Source organism: Bifidobacterium sp. W8103, from assembly GCF_016100775.1.
Classification (GTDB): Bacteria; Actinomycetota; Actinomycetes; order Actinomycetales; family Bifidobacteriaceae; genus Bombiscardovia; species Bombiscardovia choladohabitans.
The window spans coordinates 1031999-1054785 of sequence record NZ_JACFRV010000001.1; the positions used below are offsets into that span (position 1 = coordinate 1031999).

A 22787-nucleotide genomic window follows, 5' to 3' on the forward strand; every position below is an offset into this window, starting at 1 on the left:
CCTTAGTCGCGCCTGTGCCGCTGGGTCAGCTGGTAGGCCACCAGGAGGACGATCAGCCAGATGGGCCCGGCGATGACGGCCACCCGGTAGCTGGACGAGAAGCACATGAGCACCACGATCATGGCCAGGAAGGCCAGGACCGCCCAAGGGGTCACCCGGGCAAAGGGCAGCTTGAAGTGCAGGGCGTTCAGAGCGTTTTCGCCGGTCTTGCCCGCCAGGTCGCCGGGTCCCTCGCCGCGGGCAACGGCACGCCGGAAGAGCATCTCGGTCACCATGATCATTGACCAGTTGATGATGGCCGAGATTGTGGCGATGCTCATCAGGTAGTTGAAGGCGAACTGGGGCCAGAGGAAGACCACGACCACGGCCAGGGCGATGATGCAGGCCGAGGTCAGCACTCCTGCGTAGGGCACCCCTCCCTTGGACAGCTTCCCCAGATACTTGGGGGCATTGCCCTGCCGGGCCAGGGAGAAGAGCATGCGGGAGTTGGAGTAGAGGGCCGAGTTGTAGACGCTCATGACCGCAGTCAGGCAGACGAAGTTGAGGATGCCTGCGGCCGCGTGGACTCCAACCGAGTCGAAGATCTGGACGAAGGGGCTGACGACCATGCCCTGGGCGTTGGGCTTGCCGATGGCATTCCAGGGGACTACGGCCATGATCACCCCAAGCGTCAGGATGTAGAAGACCAGGATCCTCCAGATGATGGCGTTGGTGGCCTTGGGGATGGTCCGCCGGGGATCGGAGGCCTCCCCGGCGGTGATGCCGATGAGTTCCGTGCCGCCGAAGCTGAACATGACCACCGCCAGCGACATGAGCAGACCGGTCCACTGGCCATTGGCCCCGTGACGCATGAGTCCGTTGGGCAGGAACCCGCCGCCCACGGTGAACCAGTTGGCGAAGGAGGCCCGCAGTCCGTTGGCCGTGGGCAGGGCCATGACCACGACGGCCAAGCCGCCGATGATCATGGCGACGATGGCTGCGATCTTGATGATGGCGAACCAGAACTCGAACTCGCCGAACTTGCTGACTCCCATCAGATTGGCTGCCGTGATGACCACCAGGAAGAAGGCCGCGGAGACCCAGGCGGGGATTGCCGGGAACCAGAAGTTGACGAAGGTGCCCACCACGGACAGTTCGACCATGGATACCAGCACATAGTTCATCCAGTAGTTCCACCCCGAAACGAACCCTGCCCGCTTGGACCAGTAGCGGGTGGCGTAGTAGCTGAAAGCGCCGGACTTGGGGTCTTCCACGCTCATTTCGCTCATGGCCCTGACGATCATGAAGATGGCCAGACCGCCTATCAGATAGGCGATGATGATGGCCGGCCCAGCCAATGAGATGGATTCCCCGGACCCGTAGAAGAGTCCCGTTCCGATGGCGCCGCCCAGCGAGATGAGCTGGATATGCCTGTTCTTCAGGGTCTTGCGCAGGTTCTTGCCCTGCAACTCCTTGGGTTGATCCATGGGGATGTCATTCCTTAGGTGGTGGTAGTGGCCAGCTGAATGTTGCCGGCTGACAGGGCCAACACTATAGGAGCCGACCCGAGCCGGATGACCATGCCTTTACATTGTGGAATAAAGGCGTCCGCCATGTGAGACGGTAAATTCACCGAATGATGACCGCCGGGCCCTACCATGGGCGTCGGTGCCCGCCGTCTGCTCCCGGTTATCGACACCTCTGTGGTATTGCTGACCTACCGGCCTCGATGGGCATCCCTTCCTGGGCGGCGATGATCAATGGGTTGTAAAGGCAAGGAGGTGCAGTCGCATGAACCGTATGGGCAATGGCCCTTTGGCGCAGCAGAATCAAGGTGACGGCACCTCGGCAGGCGACGGCATGGAACGCGGTCTGAGCAATCGTCATGTGCAGTTCATCGCCATCGGCGGCACCATCGGCACCGGGCTTTTCCTGGGGTCGGGCAAGTCCATTGCCCTGACCGGGCCCTCCATAATCCTGGTCTACATCGGCGTCGGCGTGATCATGTACCTGCTCATGCGGGCCATTGGCGAGCTCATGTATCGCAGCCCCGTCCAGCACACCTTCATCGCTTTCATCAGCCGCTACCTGGGCCAGGGGTGGGGGTCTTTCGCCGGTTGGTCCTACTGGATCGTGCTCATCCTGATCGGCATGTCCGAGCTGACCGCCGTGGGCACCTACTTCGTCACCTTCTTCGGCACCTTCGGCATCGATCTGAGCGCCTGGCGGGGTCTGATCGAGCTCTGCTTCCTGACGGCCATGGTGTGCATCAACCTGATTGCCGTGAGGGTCTTCGGGGAGACCGAGTTCTGGTTCTCCATGATCAAGATCACCCTGATTCTGGCCATGATCGTCACGGCTGTGGTCATGGTCATCACGGGCTTCCACTATCCGGCCGTCCGTATGCCCGGACAGGATCGGATCAGCCCGGCCGGGCATGCCGGTCTGGACAACATCACCACCGGTCTGAGTCTGGCGCCCAACGGGTGGATGGCCTTCTTCATGAGCTTCCAGATGGTCTTCTTCGCCTACGAGATGATCGAATTCGTGGGGGTGACCGTCTCCGAGACCCAGAATCCCCGCAAGGTTTTGCCCAAGGCCATCAACCAGATCATCCTGAGGGTGCTGATCTTCTACGTGGGCGCCCTGGTCGCCATCATGCTGATCGTGCCCTGGCGCTCCTTCCGGCCCAACGCCGACGGCAGCTTCACCTCGCCCTTCGTCATGGTCTTCCGTTACGCCGGGGTGGATTGGGCGGCTGCGCTGGTCTTCTTCGTGGTCATCACGGCAGCCAGCTCCTCGCTGAACTCCCTGCTCTACTCCGCTGGCCGCAACCTCTTCCAACTGGCCGCCGCCGGCCACTCTCCGGTGATGCGCAGCCTGCATACGATTTCGCGCCGCGGCAAGGTTCCCGCCCGGGCCATCGTCCTGTCCGGGGTGCTGATCCTCCTATCTCCGGTGTTGCATCTGCTGCCCGGGTTCGAGGATACCTTCGTCCTGTTCACCTCCTGCTCCAGCGCGGTCATCATCTTCATCTACATCCTGACCCTGCTTGCCCACCGCCGCTACCGGACCAGCAAGGACTTCATGCCCGATGGGTTCATCATGCCTGCCTACCGGGTGACCGGGGCCGTTGCCATCGCCTTCTTCGTCCTGATCTACCTCTCGCTCTTCCTGGCTCCTGACACCCGCTATCCAGCCATACTGGGATTGGTCTGGCTGCTGGTATTCGGCGGCATCTGCCTGTGGAAGCATAAGGGTGAGCCGTTGGCGGTCGACTGACCATCTGCGGGCGCGGGCGCATTATATGGCTTCAAAACGGTATAAACAAGTCTGTTTTTCCACTTGTGCCTGAGCTAGATTGATTTTCGGTAGTTGTCAAATCGGCCTTCGTTTCTCGCAGGTTCGATTACGAGGGACTGACGAAGGAGATCATCGCCCATGGTTGCACAGGTCGGCAGGACACGAGTGGCCAGGACCGCTGGCTCCCTGCTCTCATGCCTGCTCTTGGCCCTGATATTCCTGGTCCTGCAGACCCCGCAGTCGGCCATGGCGGCGAGCGGAGCCACGGATTATGACAGCTGGGCCCAGGTGGCTGGCTCAGTATCCCATCAGTTGGATAGAGGGTGTGAGGACTATGCCCGGGGGGATCATGCCGGGGCGGCCTCGCAATTCATGGGGGCCTACAACGTAAGCTATGTGGGATCCGGATTCGTCTCGGTGGTCGAGTCGACCCTGGGGCAGGATAGGCGCAACGCTCTGGATGGGCAGTTCCAGGCCCTGCAGAATCAGGCCTATGCCCCGGATGCCGGGCAGGCCCTGACCCAGGGCAGTGAAAAGCTCAAGGCCGATCTGGCTGCTGCGGCCACCCAGCTGGATGCCACCCAAGGGCTGGCCAATCCCCGTGCCTACGCCAAGGCCCAGCAGGAGCAGATCAAGGCGGATCGTCGACGGCTGGACGCAGCCAAGAAGCATCGGAACACCGGCAAGGGCGACCGGACCTGGACCCAGGTGGCCCACGAGATGACGCCCATTCTGGATCAGGCGCTCGCGCAGGCATCCAAGGGGCAGGGCCAGGCGGGATCCGACCTGGTCAACAAGGCCTACTACCAGTATTACGAAAAGCTGGGCTTCGAGAAGAACGTCATGAACGCCATCAGTGGCAACAGGGTCTCCCAGGTGGAATACCAGTTCAAGGAGACCCGGATGGCCATGGTGGCGGGCAAGCCGGCCAAGACCCTGGTGAACGACCTGAAGAGCATGCTGGTCGAGGACGCAGCCACTCTGGACGGGGGCGCCGCAGACCAGGTCAATGGGTGGACGTCCTTCCTGACTTCCGCCTTCGGCCAGGCTTTCGTGGTTCTGCTGAGGGAGGGTCTGGAGGCCATCCTGGTGGTAGCGGCCATCATCGCCTACCTGGTCAAGGCCGGCCATAAAGACAAGATTCGGCACATCTACTGGGGCATTGCGGCAGGTCTGGTGGCCAGCGGGCTGGTGGCCCTGCTCTTCACCCTGCTCTTCAACGGGAACGGTCCCCAGCAGGAGATCCTGGAGGGCGTGGTGGCCCTGGTGGCCATGCTCATGCTGCTCTACACCAGCAACTGGATGTTGTCCAAGTCCTCTGTGGAATCCTGGAACCACTACATTCAAAGCCGGACGGTGGCGGCCATCTCGAAGGGCAGCGTGATCTCCCTGGCCCTGCTCTCCTTCCTGGCGGTCTTCCGGGAGGGGGCTGAGACGGTCATGTTCTACCAGGCCATCTTCGCCATGGCCCCCGGCGGCAGGCGGGAGATTTGGACCGGTTTTGCGGCTGCCGCCGTGGTCCTGGTCATCGTCTTCGTGCTCATCCGCTTCACCTCGGTCAAGATTCCCATCCGGCCCTTCTTCATCATCACCAGCCTGCTCATGGCGGTCATGGTGGTCATCTTCGCCGGGGGCGGTGTCCATGCCCTGATCGAGGGCGACCTGGTGCCGGCCACCTACCTGCCCGGTGTGCCCACCAGCGACTGGATCGGGCTGTATCCCTACACGCAGACCATCGGCGCCCAGATTCTGGCGGCCCTGGTCGTGGTCGTGCTGGCAATTGTGTCGACCCACCGCCTGCACAAGCAGGAGCGGTCACGGTCGAATCAGGACTCCGGCGGGTCGCCGTCGGCAACCGTCCATCGGACGGAAACCGAGCAGGCCGCCGAAGGGGCTGTGCCCTCTGAGGTCACGGCATCCATGCAAACACCAAAGAGCGAAGGATAATCATGAAGAAGAGACAATTGACCGCCCTGGTCGCGCTGGTGCTCTCAGGCACCCTGGCCCTGGCGGGGTGCGGCTCCGGCGGGTCAGGCACCCGTGAGGCCCAAGCGCCTGAGGCCTCCGGTGCCTCCCAGTCCTCGGCAGGCAAGGGAGCCGGGTTCGAGGAGATCCCCATCCCGCCCGACGATCAGCAGAAGGGCCCTCTGAACATCGGCACGGTCTTCTTCCAGCCCATCGACATGGAGCCCGCCTCCATGGGGTTGAAGGCAGCGGATGCCAGCCTGCATCTGGAGGCTGATATCCACGCCCTGCCCAACAACAACCTGGGCTATGCCAAGGGCGAGTTCGTTCCGGATCTGACCGTCAACTACACCATCCAGAACAAGGACGACCCCAACGACAAGCAGTCCGGCACCTTCATGCAGATGAACGCCTCGGATGGCCCGCATTACGGAGCTAACGTCAAGATGGAGAAGGCCGGATCCTACAAGCTGACCTATTCCATCGACTCTCCCGAGAAGAAGGGTTGGATGCTGCACGTCGACCCGGAGACCGGCGTGAAGGGGCACTTCTGGACCGAGCCCATCGTGGTCAGCTGGGACTGGGACTACACGCCCCACCAGTGGTAAGCTGCTATGCACCATGCTTGAGCAATTTGTCACGGTCTTGCCGGGGACGCTGGCCCCGGCCCTCCTGGTCATGGTTTTCAGCGTGCTTCTGGGGGTGGGCGAGGGCCGCGATCGGCCCCGTTCCTCCTCCTGGCGACTGATTGGCCTGGGGGTCGGCGTGCTGGGGGCGTTGATCTTCGCCCTCCTGCGCGCCACCGTGATCATCAACCGCCGGACCATGGTCAACTACCCGACCCTGGTAGCCTGCGTTCTGACCGATCTGGCGGCCATCGTGGTGGTGCTGGCCTCCGACCGGCTGGTCTCGGACTGGCATCGCCGCCCCTGGGCCATGGATCTGGCCAACGCCCTGGCGGCCCTGGCCATAGCCCTGACCACCTTCCGTGCCCTGCCTGATGTCATCCTGCAGCTTACGGCCTTTGTTGAACCGGGGGAGCCTGTGCTGACCTCGGCCATGCTCCTGCGGGCCCTGGGCTTCCTGCTCGGCCTTGCCGCCGCTGTGACGGTGGCCGCCATTCTGAGGACCATGCATACCTCCTGCCCCCGGATAGCCTTCCGCCTGGCCGCCCTGCTCATGGTGGTCCTGTTGCTGGTCCGGCACATCGTGGCCCTGGTGGCCCTGATGCAGACCACCGGCCTGGTTCTTCTGCACGGCTGGGCCTTCCGGGTCATGGCCCTGGGTTACAACGCCGACCTGACCTTGGTTCTTGCCCAGGTGCTGGTCTTCATCATTCCAGTCCTGGCCTGTCTGGTTGCAGGCTGGCGCATGCCGGTGACCGGAGCCTCCACAGCGGAAGACCGTAGCCACCGGGCCTTCCGCCGAAGGGCCCTGGCATCGGCGGTCTGGAGCCTGGTGGCCATGATCGGCGTCACCCTGGCCCTGACGGTGGGAACGGCCCAGGCCCACAAGGTTCCCGTGCTCTCACCTCCGGAGCGGTATTCCCTGACTGCCGATACGGCCACCATCCGCTTCTCCCAGGTGGAGGATGGCCACCTGCATCGATTCAGCTACCGGGCCAAGGACGGCACCGAGATGCGCTTTATCATCATCCGCAAGAATGGCGCAGCCTACGGAGTCGGGCTGGATGCCTGCGATAACTGCGGGGATGCAGGCTATTACGAAAAAGACGGCAAGATCATCTGCAAGAAGTGCGACGTAGCCATCAACCTGGCCACCATAGGGTTCAAGGGCGGCTGCAATCCCGTCCCTCTGCCCTATAAGACCGGTCGGGGCGCGATACTGATCAGCACCGCCGATCTGGATGCTCTGTCTTCGCACTTCAAGAGCTAAGAGAGGGAAGGAGCGGTTGGTATGTTCTTCATGCGAATGATGCTGCGGTCATTCAGCCGCCAGTTCGGGCGAAGAATGCTCATCGCCGTCACTGTCTGCCTGTCGGCCTGCGTGGCCACGGCCATGCTGGGTGTGGTCTTCGACGTGGGCGACAAGCTCAACGCGGAACTGTCCACCTATGGGTCCAACATCACGGTCCAGGCCAAGGCGGATGCCGTGGTCTCCGACCTCTACGGCGACCAGGAGGGCGGTCCCACAAGCGACGAGTCAACGCCGACCGCCTTCCTCAAGGAGTCCCAGGTGCCCAGGATCAAGACCATCTTCTGGGCCTACAACATCACCGACTTCGCTCCGCGCCTGGACCTTCGTGGCACCGTGGACCAGGTCGGCGCCCCCCTGGTGGGCACCTGGTTCGGCCGGACCGTCAAGGTCGACAGCGGCGAGAGCAGCACTGCAGGTCTGAAAGGCCTTCGGCCCTGGTGGAAGGTTCAAGGGCGCTGGCCCAAGGATGGGGCCGTATCCGGCGGCAAGTCTGAGGCCATGATGGGCAAGGAGCTGGCTGCACGACTGGGTGGCCGTCAGGTTGGCGACCAGGTCAAGGTTGGCCTGGGTAATCAGCAGCGGACCGTCACCATTGTGGGCATCTTCGATTCCGGTGATGCTGATGCTTCCTCCCTCTACCTGCCTACCAAGCCGTTGCAGGAGATGTCCGGCCTGACCGATCAGATCGACCAGGTGGAGGTCAAGGCCCTGACCACGCCCGAGAACGACCTGGCCCGCAAGGCTGCACGAAACCCTGCTGCCCTCTCTCAGGACGAATGGGAGACCTGGTACTGCACGGCTTATCCCTCCTCCATCGCCTACCAGATCGAGGAGGCCATCCCCGGGTCCATGGCCAAGCAGGTCAGACAGGTGGCAGCCCTGCAGGGCGATGTTCTGCAAAAGACCCAGGCGGTCATGATCCTGATGACTGTGCTCAGCCTGCTGGCGGCAGCCATCGCCGTGGCCAACCTGATGGCATCCTCCATATCCGAGAGGTCCTCGGAGTTTGCCCTGCTCAAGGCCTTGGGCGCCACTGACGGGGCCGTGTCCCGACTGGTGCTGGCCGAGACGGCGCTGATCGCCTTGGCTGGGGCTCTGGTCGGCGCCCTGCTGGGCTCCGGAGTGGCACAGATTGTGGGCAGGGTGGTCTTCGGCTCGGGCATCACCATGCGGCCCATGGTCTTCGTGCTGGTCTTCGTGCTGCTGGCCCTGACCGTGCTGCTGGCGTCCATCTCGTCCATCAGATCGATTCTGCGGCTTCGGCCGGCGGAGGTGCTTCATGGCCGCTGATCGCCATAAGAGCCATATGACCAACACCCGCATGTTCCTGACCATGCTCTTCGGGGCCGTCTTCCGTCGTCGCGGCCGGGCACTGATGGCCGTGGTGGCCTCCCTGGTGGGGGCGGCCACCCTCTTCTGCCTGGCGGCGGTCTGCATCGAGGCTCCCAGGCAGATCAACCAGGAGATGCGTTCCTACGGGGCCAACCTGGTCGTCTCGCCCGTCCAAGGCGGCAACAGGTCCGGCTCCGGCATCGAACAGGGCATGGTGGACCATACCACCCACATGGTGACCGCCAAGGCCCCGGCGCGGTACGCCACCTATCGATATGAGACGGTGCGGGTCAATGCCGGGGCCCGCGAGATGGCCGGCATCCACCCCAATCAGGTGCGTCAGCTCAATCGTCACTGGAGTGTGGAGGGTTCCTGGCCCCGGCCGGGTTCGGTCATGGTGGGGCGGGATCTGGCGGATTCGCTGGGGCTGACCACCGGCAAGCGGATGACCATCGGCTACCCGGCCAGCCAGGTCACCGGCACAGGCAAAGGCGGAGGCCAGGGGCGAGACTTTCGTGTGGGAGGCATCGTCGATACCGGAGGTCCCGAGGATCGGATAATCTACGCCGACCTGGCCGATCTGGAGCTCCTGACCGGGGCCAAGCGGGGCACCGATGTCATCGAATACTCGGTCAACACCATGACCTCGGGGCTGAAGACCATCGCCGCAGGCATCAACGACATGACCTCCATGGGGGTCAAGGCCCGGCCGGTCACCAGGATCACAGCGGGCGACAGCCATACCATCGCCATGCTCCAGTCGCTCTTCTGGCTGGTTTCGGTGGTGGTACTGGTCCTGACCTTTGTGGGCGTGGGGACCACCATGGCCTCCATCGTCTCCCAACGGCGCAGCGAGATCGGCCTGCGCAAGGCTCTGGGTGCCTCTTCGCAGGGGATAGCCATGGAGTTTCTGGCGGAGTCGGCCTGCTACGGATTGGCCGGAGGTCTGGTCGGCACCGCCCTGGGCTATGGCTTCGCCCGGCTGCTCTGCCTGTCCGTCTTCCAGCGTCCGCTGGGCTTCAACTGGTGGCTGGCCCTGGGCACGGTCCTGCTGAGCGTGGCCATATCCATGATCGCATCCATCCGGCCGGTCCTCCGGGCTTCGCGTATCGACCCGGCCCTGGTTTTGAGGGAGGAATGACAATGACGCAGGCAAAGGCGAGCGAGTTCCAGTCGGGCGGCGGCATGCTGCTGGACCTGGACCATGTTTCCAAGATCTACGGCGATCTGCACGCCCTGGACGACCTGAATCTGAGCGTCCCGCAGGGCCAGTGGCTGGCCGTGGTGGGGTCCTCCGGCTCAGGCAAGACCACGCTGATGAACATTCTGGGTTGCATGGACACCCCCAGCCGGGGCTCGGTCCGACTGCAGGGGCGGCCGCTGGAGGATCTGAGCCAGTCCCAGCTGGCCGATGTGCGTAAGAACGTAATCGGTCTGGTTTTCCAGAAGTTCTATCTGGTCCCGCATCTGACCGCCCTGGAGAATGTCATGGTGGCCCAGTACTACCACTCGGTGGTGGACGAGGACCAGGCCATGAAGGCCCTGGACCGTGTGGGTCTGGCGGATCGGGCCCGCCATCTGCCCAGTCAGCTTTCGGGCGGCGAGCAGCAGCGGGTCTGCGTGGCCCGGGCGCTGATCAACGAGCCCAAGCTGATTCTGGCTGACGAGCCCACTGGCAACCTGGACGAGGCCAACGAGCGGATCGTGCTGGATCTCTTCCGGCAATTGCATGACCAGGGAACCTCCCTGATTGTGGTCACGCATGATGCCCTGGTGGCCTCCTGCGCCCAGCGGGAGATCATGCTCAACCACGGTGTGCTGGCCGGCGAGCAGTGGAATGATGAGGAGGCCAAGCGGGCCTACCTGGCAGCCGGAGGCCGTCCGGCCTTCAGCGGGGCTCCTGTCGATTCAGGGGACCAGGATATTCCGGTGGGCTTCCATGACCCCACCAAGATGGCCAAGACCGGCGGCTCCCTGCCGGGATCGACCATTGATGCAGAAGGAGGGCGTTGAAATGGCCAAAAGCAAGTCCCGGGGACTGACCACGGCCTCGGCAACCCTGGCGACCCTGGTGGCGGTCGGCTCCCTCCTGGGCGGCTGCGGAAGCCAGGAGGCCAAGCCCATGGACGACGAGTTCGCCGGATCGGGCGCAGAGTCCAGCTCTGCACCAGAGTCGGGAGCCGGCTCTGCGGGCGAGGGCAATCCTACGGCCGTCTCCCGTGATGGACTGCCGACCGCTCCGGCTGACACGGGCAACTATCACGATGGTACCTACGCCCTGACGGGCAAGTACGGGCATGACGGGGCTGACAGCATCGATGTGGACCTGGACCTGTCGGGAGGCCAGGTGACCAGGGTCCAGGTCCAGGGGCATTCAGATTCGCCCATTTCGCGCGGCCACATGGAACGTTTCGCCCGGGCTGTGCCTGGTGCAGTCCAGGGACGCCCGCTCAAGGACCTCAAGGTGGACAAGGTGGCTGGGGCCAGCTGGACCTCGGACGCCTTCAACAAGGCCCTGGATTTGGCCCGGCTGGAGGCTTCGGCGGACCGGTCGTCCTGAGAGCCGGGCCGTACGAGTAGCAGGCTTTACGGGTGGCGGAAACAAAAAAGGGGCGAGGATTTGACTCCTCGCCCCTTTTCAGTCCTGTATACTACCGGTCCCACCAGGGCCGCAGCGGATAGGTGTCCGTGCCGGTCTCGGGATCAGGCTTGATGCACTGGAACTGGTGTATCTGAATGTTGTCGAGTTCGAAGTTGAGCCGCGCGCCGGCCATATACAGGCCCCAGAGCCGCGCCTTGGGCTCGCCCACCATGGGCTTGGCCTGGCCCCAATGCTCCTGGAGGTTCTCGGTCCAATGCTTGAGGGTCAGCGCATAGTGCTGACGCAGGTTCTCCTGGGTGATGACCTCGAAGCCGGTGTCCTGGATGGCCAGTTCGATCTCGGCCGGGCTGGCCAGCTCCCCGTCGGGGAAGATGTAGCGGTCGATGAAGCCGCCGGCCCGCTTGTGGTCGTGGGAGTTGGTGCGGGTGATCTGGTGGTTGAGCAGGATGCCGCCCGGACGCAGCTTGTCCATCATCTCCTTGAAGTAGGAGGGGTACTGCTTGTAGCCCACATGCTCCATCATGCCGATGGAGCAGATCCCGTCGAAGCCGGACTCGGGAACGTCGCGATAATCCATCAGCCGGACCTCGGCCAGATCCTGCAGACCCTCCTGGCGGATCCAGTTCTGGGCCCACTCGACCTGCTCCTCGGCCAGGGTCACGCCGATGACGTGGATGCCACGGCGGGCGGCCGCGATCTCCATGGAGCCCCAGCCGCAGCCCACGTCCAGCAGACGGTCGCCCTTGTTCAGGTGCATCTTGTCCAGGACCATGTTGAGCTTGTGCCACTGAGCGTCCTCCAGACTGTCGTCCGCCTTCTCGAAGACGGCGCAGGTGTAGGTCATGGAGGAGCCCAGGAAGAGTCTGTAGAAGTCGTTGGACTGGTCGTAATGGTAGCTGACGGTAGCTGCATCGCCCCGGCGGGTGTGGGGACGGATGCCTTCGGTCAGTCGCTTGGCCAGGGAGGGCCCTTCGATGGCCGGCGGCTCGGGCACGCGCACACCGTGAGAGAAAACGGCTCCGGCCGCCCGGGCCAGCTCCATCTTGCTGGGGTGCTTGACGAAGTGCTTGAGGCCCATCAGCTCCTTGAGGACCTGGTAGGGGTTGCCTGGCAGCAGCTCGGGAGAATCCAGATCACCCTGCAGGTAGGCGCGGGCCAGACCCAGGTCGTTGGGATTTTCCGTGATGTAGTACATGGCACGGGAATTCTTGACTTCCAGATGCAGCGGCGCTTGGTCCTGCCCGAAGACCGACCCATCGAAGGCGGTCACCTGTACAGGCGCGTCGGGGGTGAGGAAGAGCCCGATCATCTCGGCTACAGTCATCTTGCTTTTGGCCATGAAGCCCCCTTGTGTGACCCGGACATGACCGAACATGGCGGGTCTGGTAGTTAGTGGATACAAGTACTGTCTTCACCCTACCCCTGACACTGGTCCCCGTTGGGTCCATGTTTGGTGAATTATTCCGCATGGGAAACCTTGCCTGGGTACAGACTCTTTGGTAAGGCTAAACATGGAGGCGATCAGGCAATGACCAGCAGCGGATCAGCGTCGGTCGGGGCAGATGAGGCCTGGACCCAGGACACTCTTGCAAGATTGGGGCATTCGCGCTTCCGGGCCGGCTTTTCCCTGTCGTCCAAGGACCGCGCCTATGCCCGCGCCAAGGGCAAGGAAACCATTGACCGCCACGCTCATGAGATGCTGGCCAAGCGTGTGGGGCCTGCCCACCCTTTGAAGGATGGCAAGCAGACCCCCTACCGCGGGCATCCGGTCTTCACGGCCCAGCATGCCACAGCCACCTGTTGCCGGGGGTGCATCGAACGCTGGCATCATATACCGCGAGGCCGGGCTCTGACCGATGCGGAGGTTGATGCCCTGGCCAGGCTGGTCATGGCCTGGATCGAGCGGGATTTGGTGAATCACCCGGTCCGTTCGGCCTGACAGCGCCTGCTACTTCTTGTTCCTGGTGCCTGTGTGGGAAAGGCCCAGAAGCTTGCGTGTCTCGGCAGCCAGCTTTTTCGGTGTCTTGCGCACGCCACTCTCTTCGGCATCCTTGATGATGGTCTTCACATCCAGGTCGGGATTACGGTCCTGGGTGGCCACCAGGTCGCGTGCCTCCTGCCGGTTGAGCACGGTGGGCAGGGTGCCGGGCATGGGGCGCCGGGCGGTCTCCGCCAGGAAGAGCACGGTAATCAGACCGCAGGTCGAGGTGAACATGATCCAGTAGGCGGGTGCCAGGGACTTGCCGGTCGCTGTTACCAACCCTTCCATGATGACAGGCGCGGTGCCGCCGAAGACGGCCACAGCCAGGTTGTATGACAGTCCCATGCCGCCGTAACGGGAAGCGGTGGGGAAGAGGGCCGGCAGGGTGGAGGCCAGGTTGGCCACGAAGAAGATGACCGGGATGGCCAGCAGGACCAGTCCGCCGAAGACGGCACCCGTGGTCTCATGCTCCAGCAGTCGGAAGGCCGGCAAGGACAGGCACAATCCGGTGAATGCTCCCATGAACAGCACCTTCTTACGTCCGAAGCGGTCGGAGAGGGCTCCGGTAATGGGGATGCAGCAGGCCACCATGAGCAGGACCGGCAGGGAGAGCAGGTTGGCCTGGGCCGTGTTGTAGTGCAGGGTGCCCGACAGGTAGGTGGGCATGTAGGCGGTCAGCGTGTAGCTCAGGGTGTTGGCCGCAGCCACCAGGATGAAGGCCATGAGCAGCTCCCGCCAGTAGCCGCGGATCAGGTCCAGCAGGCTCTTGTGCTGGCTCTTGGTCTTTTCGGCGCTGGCATCCTGGGCCTGGCGGAAGGCAGGGGTGTCCTGGACCTTGGCCCGGAAGTAGACCGCAATGGCAGCCAGCGGCAGGGCGATGATGAAGGGGATACGCCAGCCCCAGGCCAGCATGGCTTCCGGGGAGATGGAGAACTCCAGCAAGGAGACCAAGGCTGCTCCGAAGGCGTAGCCGAGGTAGGATCCCACGTCCAGCAAGGAGGCGAAGAAGCCACGATGCCTGTCCGGTGAGTATTCGGTGACCATGGTCGAGGCGCCTGCATACTCGCCGCCTGTGGAGAAGCCCTGGATCAGCTTGAGCAGGATAAGCAGGATGGGCGCCAGCGGGCCGACGGCCGCATAGCTGGGCAGAAGGCCGATCAGCAGGGTGGCTGCGGACATGCTCAGCAGGGTGAAGGCCAGAATGCGCTGGCGGCCGACCTTGTCGCCCAGCTGGCCCAGGACCACGCCGCCCAGCGGTCGGGCAACGAAAGTCACAGCGAAAACACCCAGGGAGAAGAGCCGCTGTACGGCATCGGATGCGTCGGACAGGAAGACGCGGCCAATGGTCACCGCCAGGTAGCCGTAGACCCCCACGTCGTACCATTCCATGAAGTTGCCGACCACGGTGCCTGCGATGGCCCGCTTGAGGGTGGACCTGTCCACCACGTTGATGTCGGTCAGATGCAGGCGCTCGCTCCAGCCCCGGTGCGGTCTGGGGTTCTGCTTGCGGGCCTTGCGTTTTGCTGCGGCCTGCTGCTTCTTGATTTGCTTGGCTGTCTGCCTATTGCGCCGTTCCTGCTCATGCTGGCCGCTGTCCGCGGCCGAAATTTCATCGTCCTCTGCCATTGTTCCTTCTCCGGCCACTAGGCCGTTGTTCGTCTTTTCCGCCTCTGTGATTTCCCTATCTGCCTCTTCCTTTAGCGGTTTTCACAAAAATGCCATAAATATACAGCTTACCACGCCCCCTGTTGTGAGCCGTGAAAGGCCATGCTTCAGCCTTACGGCCCACTTAGCAGGATTCGATTCAGGCCTCGAGGAATCCGAGATTCCGGTAGCAGGAATCGGAAGAGTGGCAGAAGCTCTGATCGGGCTCTTCTCCAAGCTCGTCCAGGAGGGGATTTGGTTTGAGGATTGTTGCCCTGCGTCGGCAGAGGATGCTGTAGATGGTCCGAGGGAGTCCTTGGATGCGCCCATAAGCGGCATCAGGATTGTGCCGACTGCATAGTCAGACTTCAGACTGCGGTCCTATGCCGCTGGATGGGGACCATGCCAATCTGCCGGGCAAACGAAACAATTCGACTGTAGATGTTCGAATCCCGCTCGATTAGTGTCATGCTGTCAGCTATGTCCCGCAGCCAGATTCAGTTGGCGGAATGTATGTTTGGGAATTTACTGGGTCGGCCAGTGTCAGGTGCCCAAGTCGAAGCGCGGTTTGGAAATCGATTTCGATTGAGAAAGCTGTGTGAAAAGCGGACCCGCCCATTGGGGGAGGCGCGTCACGACGCGGTCCCCTGCAATGGGCGGGCTCTATTGCTAGAAGAGCTGTCCTGTCAGGCCTTCAGGAAGTCAGGATCAGCAAAGGCGGGGTTGGGATAGGTGTAGAACCCTTCTCCCGAATCCTTGCCGGTCTTGCCCTCATCCATCATCTTCTGGATCTTATCCATGAAGGGCTTGAAGTCAGGGTTGTCGCCCTGCTGCTCCTTGGTGATGTTGAAGGCCGTCCGCAGCCCCACAACGTCGAAGATGGCAAAGGGCCCCATCGGGGCGCCCGTGCCGATCATCCAAGTCTTGTCCACCGTCTCCGGGTCTGCGATGTCGTGTCCCCAGAGGTGGGCGGCGGCGTTGAGCAGGGGGATGAGAAGGGTGTTCAGGACGTATCCCGGCTGCTCCTTCTTCAGGACGATGGGGACCATGCCGATTTCCTTGGCATAGTCCACGATCTCGTTGAAGACCTTGGGGTCGGTCTGCTCGGAGCCCATGATCTCTGCGGTGTTGTTCAGCCAGACCTGGTTGGCGAAGTGCATGTTCAGGAACTTGTCCGGCCTGCCCGTGTCGGGTGCGAAGGTGCTGGGCACGTAGGTGGAGGAGTTGCTGGTGAAGATGGTGTCCTCGGGTGCCAGCTTGGCCAGGCTCTGGTAGAAGTCGTGCTTGATGGAGGGCTTCTCGGGGACAGCTTCGATGACCAGGTCAGCGTTCTTGACAGCCTCGGCCATGTCGGCGGTAAAGGACATGTTGTTCAGTCCGGCATCGAACTGCTCATCAGTGGCGTTGATGTCGTGCTTGTAAGAATCGCGCAGGCTCTTGACACGCTCCTCTGCGGCCGCCACCGCCTGATCGTTGATGTCGTAGATCGTCACTTTCTTGCCTTTGAAGGCTGATTGATAGGCGATCTGGCTGCCAAGCACCCCACCGCCGGCAACCGTGACATTATGAATGTTCGTCATAGAAACCTCTTTCATTCGTGGTATCCATCCTTGGATACGCTCTTCCATAGTAGAGCCAGGTCTTGGACGGGACCTGACTCACAGATGTAGCAGACAGACGATCAGGCCTTGAGAAAGTCCTCATCCTTGTAACGCGGATTCGGATAATCATAGAATCCGTGGCCTGCGTCACTGCCGGTCTTCCCTTCGTCGAGCATCTTCTTGACCTTCTCCAGGAAGGGCTTGAAGTCAGGGTCGTCACCTTTCTGTTCCTCGATGATGTTGTAGATGGTCCGCAGGCCGACCGCATCATAGGCGCCGAAGGGGCCGACGGGCGAGCCAGTGCCGATCATCCAGGTCTTGTCGATGGTTTCAGGGTCTGCTATGTCGTTGCCCCAGAGGTAGCCGGCATCCTCCAGGAAGGGGACCAGCAGGCTGTTGAGGATGTACCCGGGCTGTTCTTTGTGGAGCGGGATGGGGACCATGCCGATTTCCTTGGCGTAGTCCACGATCTCGTTGAAGATGTCGGGGTCGGTCTGGTCGGAACCCATAATCTCGGCGGTGTTCATGCGCCATACGTGATTGGCGAAGTGAAGGCAGAGGAACTTGGCCGGACGGCCGGTGTCTGCAGCATAGGTGCTGGGCACGTAGGTGGAGGAGTTGCTGGCGAAGATGGTCTTCTCAGGGGCTACCTTGGCCAGGCTCTGGTAGAAGTTGTGCTTGATGGAGGGCTTCTCGGGGACGGCTTCGATGACCAGGTCGGCGTCCTTGACGGCTTCGGCCAGGTCTGCGCTGTAGCTCAGGTTATTCAGGCCAGCATCGAACTGCTCGTCGGTAGCATTGATGTCATGCTTGTAGAGGTCGCGACGGTTCTTGATCCGCTGCTCCGCCGCTGCAATGGCCTCATCATTGATATCGTAGATTGTGACTTTCTTGCCTTTGAAGGCTGATTGGAAGGCGATCTGGCTGCCCAGCACCCCGCCGCCGGCCACCGTGACATGCTCAATGTTCGTCATGAGAAACTTCTTTCGTTATCGGGCGCCCCGCATTGGACGCAATGCTCATTTTAGTGGAGAAATACGGGTCGAATGGAGAGGGGTTTTGTGCCAGGAACGGCTATTTTCCAAGACAATTCGGGTGGATTCAGTTCTTTGCCGGTTACAGATAAATGTGTCTCATTACTCACATGGAATTGCCCGTATGGAGCTGTCCTGCCCGAGCGGATGGCGTTCAGAGAATCTGGCAGAACTCGATGGTCTCCTGGTTTGGTCCGATGACGTTGAAATAGCGGATTCCGCGCTGCCAGAAGGTGGGAATGGATTGGATCGAGTCCTCTCTGATCTTCAATCCCATCTCCAGGGCATGCTCGTAAGCGGCATCGATGTCCGGCGTGTCCAACGCCCAGTGGTTGATGGCTCCGGTGCGCATGGGCGCAGGTTCACCCTCCCAGGTCTCGATGGTCAGATGGCCCAGGCGCAGGAAGGCGCAGCGGTTCGCTCCGTTGGGGTAGATGCCGACCAGCTCGAACCCGAGTTTGTTGGTGTAGAAGTCGATGGTCTCGTCCAGATCGCGGGCGATCATGCCCGAGTGCTGCAGATCCTTGGCATAGTCCGACATTGGTCTCATGATGGCCGCTCCTTTGGTACCTTGATGCTGCGATGCTTTCTTACACCTACTCTAGGCGGTGATGCGTCTGGAGATGTGGGCGAGATAGAAAGTGGAACAGGCTTTGTCGTCTGAATCTTCAGAAGCCTCCAACGTCCTGCATGAAAGTGAATAGGCTCTCAGTGTTAACCGAGAGCTGGGAGGCGACGGTCGGAATCTTAGGATGTCTCCACGGGCGATCCGATTCAGCTTGGGGTTGCTCGAAAGTGACGATGGTGGCATCGTAAGACTTGGCTGTAGCAATCAACCAGGGGTCGGCGACATGTTTGACAGCCCATTCACGTATTGCTGAGGGTTGATAACCGTTTTCAGGGCGGGCAATCTGGTTGAGCACTGTACCATACGCTTCTACAATGCCGTCCTCTTTCTCGCAGGCGACCATAATGCTTTTTACTGCGTCCAACCAGGCATCGACTTCCGGGCAGTTGTGACCATATACCTCGTCGCGAACTTTGTCGATGATCGCCACTTGGCCCTCGTTGACCAGATCATGTAGATGATTCCAGAACGGTTTCGACAAAGCAAACCGAGGGCTGTAGTACCGGTTGTATGGTTCGATCAGGCAGTTTGCATCAATAAGAAAGGGCGAATCCATGAACGATGGCTGTGTCATGAGACGGCTCTTTTCATGAGCTTGGTGAAGGTGTCGCCTGTGATACCCGTGAGGCGATAGGCATCTAAATATGTGGTTCCCCCTTTGGCCACGCTGCTTGCTAGTCGTTCCAGGAATCGGGAATCGAATCTGCTCAGTTCGGTGTTATAAAAGGTTGGGGAACCTTGCTTATTTCCAGTTTCTTCTGACCAAGTTTGGGCGACCTGGTTGCATTTCTGGAAGGTTTCCTGGCTGATCAGCTTATGCTTCAGGGCGCGAAGGGCCAAAGCGGTGTGGGAAACAGGGAAGCACTCCTTCAGTTCTTTCATCCGTTCGTCCAATGTGGTGTCGTCAGGAATGCTCCGCCATGCTTCCAGAAAGTCTCCGTCTGGCAACAATATGGCCGCCGCTACTTCATTGCAGACCTGTTCAAGCCTGGTGACTCCGGTGGGTAGGGCGGTGTCATTGTATAATTCATCAGCTCCCAGCCAAACATGTGCCAGCTCATGCACCAGGGAGAAGAGGCGAGCGGTTTCGGGCTCGTCAGTCTTGTTGATAAATATCAATGGGGCGTATGGATCGATGAGTGCAAAAGCCCGAAATTCTTTGGGGTCGAGTGGTCTGCTGGCGTTGTTGCCGACCACTCCGTTCTGCATGATGAGAATCCCGGTGCCCTCAGTGCGCTCGCGCAGTAGTTTGAAAGCCTTAGCTGGTTTATGCAGGTCGGATTTGCGATACCAATGTTCATCAATCTTCAGAGCTCGACGAATATCCTCGGCGATAAGGTTGCTGTCGTCATTGATGGTCCGGGAACCCACCTGTTCCAGTCGGGTGCCTTCATTATCGATACGGTCTTGCCTCGCCCAGTCCTGAATGGCAGTCATCTGGTCAATGGTGTCCACAAGATCTCGGGAAGGATGTCCTTGTGGCTGCTGGCTGCCGACAGTGCGTTTGGCATAGACGGGTGGCGTATCATCAATGGGCTCATCCATGAAGAAGTAGCCGAATGGCACGTGCAACTTGTCACTGATGTCATGTAGCTGAGAGACAGTAGGCCGTTTGGTGCCCTGTTTCCATGCGTCAATATTCTGACGTTGTTCTTCACCTAGACGGTCTTCAGCGCCTATGGATATGACCCAATCGAGGATGGTGCGGGGAACATTGACGCGTACTGTTTGAGCCATCGTTCCCCTTTCTGTATCTCGAATCCTATCTGGCCATAGGTACGGCTATTGCGTGCTAGTTAGTCATTTTCGCAGAGCACTTTGGACATCATTATTCGCTCTTTGAGGGTTATGAGCAAGCCTATCAGGGGCTCCGGTGCCAGTTGCTGACCAGGCCGGTTGGAATTGATGCTGGCAGAAATCGTGGTCATCGGCATCCGTTTATTGGCCTATTGCTCCATTTATCGTTTACGTTACAACCGGCTTCCAGAAGATGGGCTCTTTATGGTTCGTCACTCGGTGATTCGCTACCCGATGACTTGGCAAACTCCCTGAGTGAACGTTGCGCAGGGTTGAATATGAGCATGAAAGTTAAACGAGACTGGGAACGGTATGAATCGTGTCTTGATTGACTAAGAAGTCGGGTCAGGGCGAGCGGTCCTGACCCGATGCGAATGACGATGAACATCCGTGACCGTGTGACGGATGTATCAGAGTATGCCCAGCAGCTCGTGGTTCCTGCTGTCCCTGGCGAATACCGGCAGGGTATCCAACGGGGCTTCTGCAGTGATCGTCTGGCCTCCGTTGTACATGGCCCCGTCGCGAAGATCCTGCCACTGTGTAGTCGCATCCCCAGGCAGGTAGACCTGTCGAGATCTGGCTCCTTCCTCCACCACAGGGGCTACCAGCAGATCAGGTCCGAGCATATACTCGTCGGCGATATCGGAGGCAGCGTCGTCATGGGGGAATTCGTAGAACAGCCCCCTGATGAGCGGCTGCCCATCCTCATGCGCTTGTGCAAATAGCTCACGCAGATAAGGGCGAAGATGCTCTCGGATCTTGATGAACTTGACATAGATGTCTTCGACGGACTTTCCGTAGCTCCATGGTTCATTGCTCGCTCCGGACGGTAGTCGCCGTTCGCCTTGCGCTGTAGTGATGGCGGTCTTGGTGGTCCCGTCGGGGTGATGCTGGCTACGGTCACCGTGATTGCGCATGACGGGCGAGAAGCAGGAGAATTGCGCCCATCTCAACAACAGTTCACGGAAGGTGGGATCGTCGATATCGCCATCGTGGAAGCCACCCAGGTCGGTGGTGAACCAAGGAATGCCGGCCATGCCCATATGGATAGCGCAGGTGATTTGTGCTCTGAACGCCTCGAAGGTGGATGCTACATCGCCCGACCATACAAGAGCCCCATATTGCTGGGAGCCGGCCCATGCGCATCTGGTGAGGTTAACGATCTGCCCCTGGCGTCCGTAGGCCAGCTGCCCCTCGTAGAACCCCTTGTTGTATTCCCGTGGATACAGATTGGCTGTCTGCTGAGCAGGTCCAGCCCAGTAGCGGTAATTGCTGAAATCGTAAGTGCCGTACTCTGGTTCGGCTTCATCCAGCCAGAAGGCATCGACGCCGACATCGGCGTAGTGCTCACGGCATTTCTCCCATATATATTGGCGGGCTCTAGGGTTGGTAGCGTCGTAGAACTGGCTGGGCCCCTCGAACATCATGCCGAGGTCTTCGCCGTGGTCTGCTCGCACCAGCAGATTCTTGGCCTTCATCTCTGGATAGTTTTCAGAAGTCAGTGCTATCTGCGGCCAGACTGACACCATGAGTCGGATCCCCATCTTGTGCAATTCGTCGCTCATGCTGACGGGATCTGGCCAGAATTCGTCCTCGAACCTGAAATCACCCATGTGAGGCCAATGGAAGAAGTCGATGACAATGAGGTCCAGAGGGATGTTGCGCTTTTTGAACTCTCTGGCAACCTCCAGCAATTGATCCTGGTTCCAATAGCGAAGCTTGCTCTGCCAAAATCCAAGACCCCATTCAGGCATCTGAGGAGCATGGCCGGTAGCGTCTGCGTAATGGGCCATGATAGAGCGGTAATCGGCGCCGGCTGTAACCCAGTAATCAATCTGTCGAGTGCTGTCCGCCGACCATTGAGTCTTGTTTTTCCCAAAACTGACGGAACCGACGGCTGGGTTGTTCCAGAGGAATCCGTATCCACAGCTGGAGACGACGAAGGGTATGGAGATTTGCGAGTTCCTATGGGCCAGTTCGAGCGTGCAGCCTTTCAGATCCATGATGTTCTGTTGATATTCACCCATGCCGTATAGACGTTCGTTTTCCGGAGGCACGAATGTCACCTTGACCTGGTGGTCGCCTCCTACGATGGGAGCGAAAGAGCGCGCTCGTAAATTCAGGGAGCCGCCATCACTCATCTCGCTGAAGAGCAGCGTACCGTCGGTGCGCCAAAAGCTGAGCAGGCACTTGTCGGTATAGCCGTTACCTGTGTCAATGCCGCCCGAAGCCTGCGCCTTGACCATGAGAGACCCGTTGATTATGGTGGCCTGTCCCTGCTGGTCATCGATGCTTATGTTCACCGCATCGGCAGGCTCGTGGTGGTCTCGTAAAAGCGCCCAGTCCGGGTCTTCGGGTTCGTGCATCTGCGAGGATCGGACGCGTATCGAATCTGATCCCCAGGGCTCGATGCGAAGGTATTCACCGTTGCCTGTCCACTTCAGGGCTTGGCCGTCGGTGGTAAATGTTGAATGTTGCATTGATTCGGTACCCTTTCACTTGGTTGATTCACCTTTGAGATCAGTCCTTTATCGCACCTGCTGTAACTTCCGCAACGATACGTTTCTGTGCGGCCATGAGCAGTATTGCGGTTGGCACCGAAGTCAGAACAGTTGCAGCCATCAATGGCCCCATTCCGGATTCTGTGCCCTATGAAATTATAGGGACCATCGTGATGGGACGCATGCGGACCCGTCGGAATCCAGCGTTGACGAAATCATGAAGTCAGACCATGCCAAACAATGAGAACAGCGAGGTCGTCACGATGGTTGTGAATATACGCCAATGTGAAGCAGCATAACGGCGAATGGTACAGCTGCTGTGGAATCCGCAGTAATCGGACCGGGGATGCACGCCAAAAGGCCGAGACGGGGCCATGACCATGACCGCAGACCTTGATGATTGGCACGGCAGTCGGAGGACCTGGGGACGTTCAGCTTGAGTAAGAGCAAGGCCTAGGACAATCACAGCCTTCCGACCGGTC

18 protein-coding genes are annotated in these 22787 nt (G+C 60.4%); 9 read left to right on the forward strand and 9 right to left on the reverse strand.

All coding sequences use genetic code 11. The annotated features are described in order from the left end of the window. Window positions 1-2: 2 nt before the first annotated feature. Window positions 3-1466, reverse strand: a complete 1464-nt coding sequence (locus H3U90_RS03855) for an amino acid permease (RefSeq protein ID WP_198177118.1) — start codon at window positions 1464-1466, stop codon at window positions 3-5. A gap of 328 nt (window positions 1467-1794) precedes the next feature. Between H3U90_RS03855 and H3U90_RS03860 the strand changes: the two genes are divergently transcribed. From H3U90_RS03860 to H3U90_RS03895, 8 genes are all read left to right on the forward strand, one after another. After that, a complete protein-coding gene (locus H3U90_RS03860) occupies window positions 1795-3261 on the forward strand; it encodes an amino acid permease (RefSeq protein WP_373564713.1) in 1467 nt (488 codons plus the stop codon). A 159-nt stretch (window positions 3262-3420) separates the two neighbouring features. Beyond that, window positions 3421-5229: an FTR1 family iron permease gene (locus tag H3U90_RS03865; protein ID WP_198177120.1), complete on the forward strand. Its 1809-nt coding sequence runs from the start codon at window positions 3421-3423 to the stop codon at window positions 5227-5229. Window positions 5230-5231: 2 nt separating this feature from the next. Then, complete coding sequence (locus tag H3U90_RS03870) at window positions 5232-5855, forward strand: iron transporter (protein ID WP_198177121.1); 624 nt, start codon at window positions 5232-5234, stop codon at window positions 5853-5855. Between the two features lie 13 nt (window positions 5856-5868). Further along, window positions 5869-7143: a DUF2318 domain-containing protein gene (locus H3U90_RS03875; protein WP_198177122.1), complete on the forward strand. Its 1275-nt coding sequence runs from the start codon at window positions 5869-5871 to the stop codon at window positions 7141-7143. A 21-nt stretch (window positions 7144-7164) separates the two neighbouring features. Then, window positions 7165-8475 carry an ABC transporter permease gene (locus H3U90_RS03880; RefSeq protein WP_198177123.1) on the forward strand — a complete coding sequence of 437 codons (1311 nt, stop codon included), beginning with the start codon at window positions 7165-7167 and terminating at the stop codon, window positions 8473-8475. A gap of 16 nt (window positions 8476-8491) precedes the next feature. Beyond that, on the forward strand, window positions 8492-9658 hold the full coding sequence (locus H3U90_RS03885; protein WP_198177602.1) for an ABC transporter permease: 1167 nt from the start codon (window positions 8492-8494) through the stop codon (window positions 9656-9658). A 44-nt stretch (window positions 9659-9702) separates the two neighbouring features. Next, the gene (locus H3U90_RS03890) at window positions 9703-10530 is read left to right on the forward strand and encodes an ABC transporter ATP-binding protein (protein ID WP_198177603.1); all 828 of its coding nucleotides are present in this window, start codon (window positions 9703-9705) and stop codon (window positions 10528-10530) included. A 1-nt stretch (window position 10531) separates the two neighbouring features. Beyond that, entirely contained in the window at window positions 10532-11077 is a 546-nt protein-coding gene (locus H3U90_RS03895; protein WP_198177124.1) for an FMN-binding protein, read from the forward strand. 91 nt (window positions 11078-11168) lie between these two features. Here the strand turns inward: H3U90_RS03895 and H3U90_RS03900 are convergent, their stop codons facing one another. Next, window positions 11169-12458, reverse strand: a complete 1290-nt coding sequence (locus H3U90_RS03900) for a class I SAM-dependent methyltransferase (RefSeq protein ID WP_198177125.1) — start codon at window positions 12456-12458, stop codon at window positions 11169-11171. Between the two features lie 189 nt (window positions 12459-12647). Between H3U90_RS03900 and H3U90_RS03905 the strand changes: the two genes are divergently transcribed. Further along, the gene (locus H3U90_RS03905) at window positions 12648-13058 is read left to right on the forward strand and encodes a DUF4186 domain-containing protein (protein WP_198177126.1); all 411 of its coding nucleotides are present in this window, start codon (window positions 12648-12650) and stop codon (window positions 13056-13058) included. Window positions 13059-13067: 9 nt separating this feature from the next. Here H3U90_RS03905 and H3U90_RS03910 read toward each other — a convergent pair whose 3' ends face one another. From H3U90_RS03910 to H3U90_RS03940, 7 genes are all read right to left on the reverse strand, one after another. Continuing rightward, window positions 13068-14726 carry an MFS transporter gene (locus tag H3U90_RS03910; RefSeq protein WP_198177127.1) on the reverse strand — a complete coding sequence of 553 codons (1659 nt, stop codon included), beginning with the start codon at window positions 14724-14726 and terminating at the stop codon, window positions 13068-13070. A 704-nt stretch (window positions 14727-15430) separates the two neighbouring features. Further along, the gene (locus tag H3U90_RS03915; protein ID WP_198177128.1) at window positions 15431-16324 is read right to left on the reverse strand and encodes a 3-hydroxyacyl-CoA dehydrogenase; all 894 of its coding nucleotides are present in this window, start codon (window positions 16322-16324) and stop codon (window positions 15431-15433) included. Between the two features lie 101 nt (window positions 16325-16425). Next, window positions 16426-17319, reverse strand: coding sequence for a 3-hydroxyacyl-CoA dehydrogenase (locus H3U90_RS03920; RefSeq protein WP_198177129.1), 894 nt, complete (start codon window positions 17317-17319; stop codon window positions 16426-16428). 214 nt (window positions 17320-17533) lie between these two features. Next, window positions 17534-17929: a VOC family protein gene (locus H3U90_RS03925; RefSeq protein WP_232340489.1), complete on the reverse strand. Its 396-nt coding sequence runs from the start codon at window positions 17927-17929 to the stop codon at window positions 17534-17536. 118 nt (window positions 17930-18047) lie between these two features. Further along, window positions 18048-18581, reverse strand: coding sequence for a DUF4411 family protein (locus tag H3U90_RS03930; RefSeq protein WP_198177130.1), 534 nt, complete (start codon window positions 18579-18581; stop codon window positions 18048-18050). Continuing rightward, on the reverse strand, window positions 18578-19744 hold the full coding sequence (locus tag H3U90_RS03935) for an ImmA/IrrE family metallo-endopeptidase (RefSeq protein WP_198177131.1): 1167 nt from the start codon (window positions 19742-19744) through the stop codon (window positions 18578-18580). The genes H3U90_RS03930 and H3U90_RS03935 overlap by 4 nt, the downstream gene beginning before the upstream one ends. A 470-nt stretch (window positions 19745-20214) precedes the next feature. Then, complete coding sequence (locus H3U90_RS03940) at window positions 20215-22284, reverse strand: glycoside hydrolase family 31 protein (RefSeq protein ID WP_198177132.1); 2070 nt, start codon at window positions 22282-22284, stop codon at window positions 20215-20217. Window positions 22285-22787 lie beyond the last annotated feature (503 nt).

What these genes read in the sequence shown, in the direction of transcription:
- H3U90_RS03855 (WP_198177118.1), bottom strand. Translation starts at nt 1,466, where the DNA reads ATGGATCAACCCAAGGAGTTGCAGGGCAAGAACCTGCGCAAGACCCTG.
- H3U90_RS03865 (WP_198177120.1), top strand. Translation starts at nt 3,421, where the DNA reads ATGGTTGCACAGGTCGGCAGGACACGAGTGGCCAGGACCGCTGGCTCC.
- H3U90_RS03870 (WP_198177121.1), top strand. Translation starts at nt 5,232, where the DNA reads ATGAAGAAGAGACAATTGACCGCCCTGGTCGCGCTGGTGCTCTCAGGC.
- H3U90_RS03875 (WP_198177122.1), top strand. Translation starts at nt 5,869, where the DNA reads ATGCTTGAGCAATTTGTCACGGTCTTGCCGGGGACGCTGGCCCCGGCC.
- H3U90_RS03880 (WP_198177123.1), top strand. Translation starts at nt 7,165, where the DNA reads ATGTTCTTCATGCGAATGATGCTGCGGTCATTCAGCCGCCAGTTCGGG.
- H3U90_RS03885 (WP_198177602.1), top strand. Translation starts at nt 8,492, where the DNA reads ATGACCAACACCCGCATGTTCCTGACCATGCTCTTCGGGGCCGTCTTC.
- H3U90_RS03890 (WP_198177603.1), top strand. Translation starts at nt 9,703, where the DNA reads ATGCTGCTGGACCTGGACCATGTTTCCAAGATCTACGGCGATCTGCAC.
- H3U90_RS03895 (WP_198177124.1), top strand. Translation starts at nt 10,532, where the DNA reads ATGGCCAAAAGCAAGTCCCGGGGACTGACCACGGCCTCGGCAACCCTG.
- H3U90_RS03900 (WP_198177125.1), bottom strand. Translation starts at nt 12,458, where the DNA reads ATGGCCAAAAGCAAGATGACTGTAGCCGAGATGATCGGGCTCTTCCTC.
- H3U90_RS03905 (WP_198177126.1), top strand. Translation starts at nt 12,648, where the DNA reads ATGACCAGCAGCGGATCAGCGTCGGTCGGGGCAGATGAGGCCTGGACC.
- H3U90_RS03910 (WP_198177127.1), bottom strand. Translation starts at nt 14,726, where the DNA reads ATGGCAGAGGACGATGAAATTTCGGCCGCGGACAGCGGCCAGCATGAG.
- H3U90_RS03915 (WP_198177128.1), bottom strand. Translation starts at nt 16,324, where the DNA reads ATGACGAACATTCATAATGTCACGGTTGCCGGCGGTGGGGTGCTTGGC.
- H3U90_RS03920 (WP_198177129.1), bottom strand. Translation starts at nt 17,319, where the DNA reads ATGACGAACATTGAGCATGTCACGGTGGCCGGCGGCGGGGTGCTGGGC.
- H3U90_RS03925 (WP_232340489.1), bottom strand. Translation starts at nt 17,929, where the DNA reads ATGAGACCAATGTCGGACTATGCCAAGGATCTGCAGCACTCGGGCATG.
- H3U90_RS03930 (WP_198177130.1), bottom strand. Translation starts at nt 18,581, where the DNA reads ATGACACAGCCATCGTTCATGGATTCGCCCTTTCTTATTGATGCAAAC.
- H3U90_RS03935 (WP_198177131.1), bottom strand. Translation starts at nt 19,744, where the DNA reads ATGGCTCAAACAGTACGCGTCAATGTTCCCCGCACCATCCTCGATTGG.
- H3U90_RS03940 (WP_198177132.1), bottom strand. Translation starts at nt 22,284, where the DNA reads ATGCAACATTCAACATTTACCACCGACGGCCAAGCCCTGAAGTGGACA.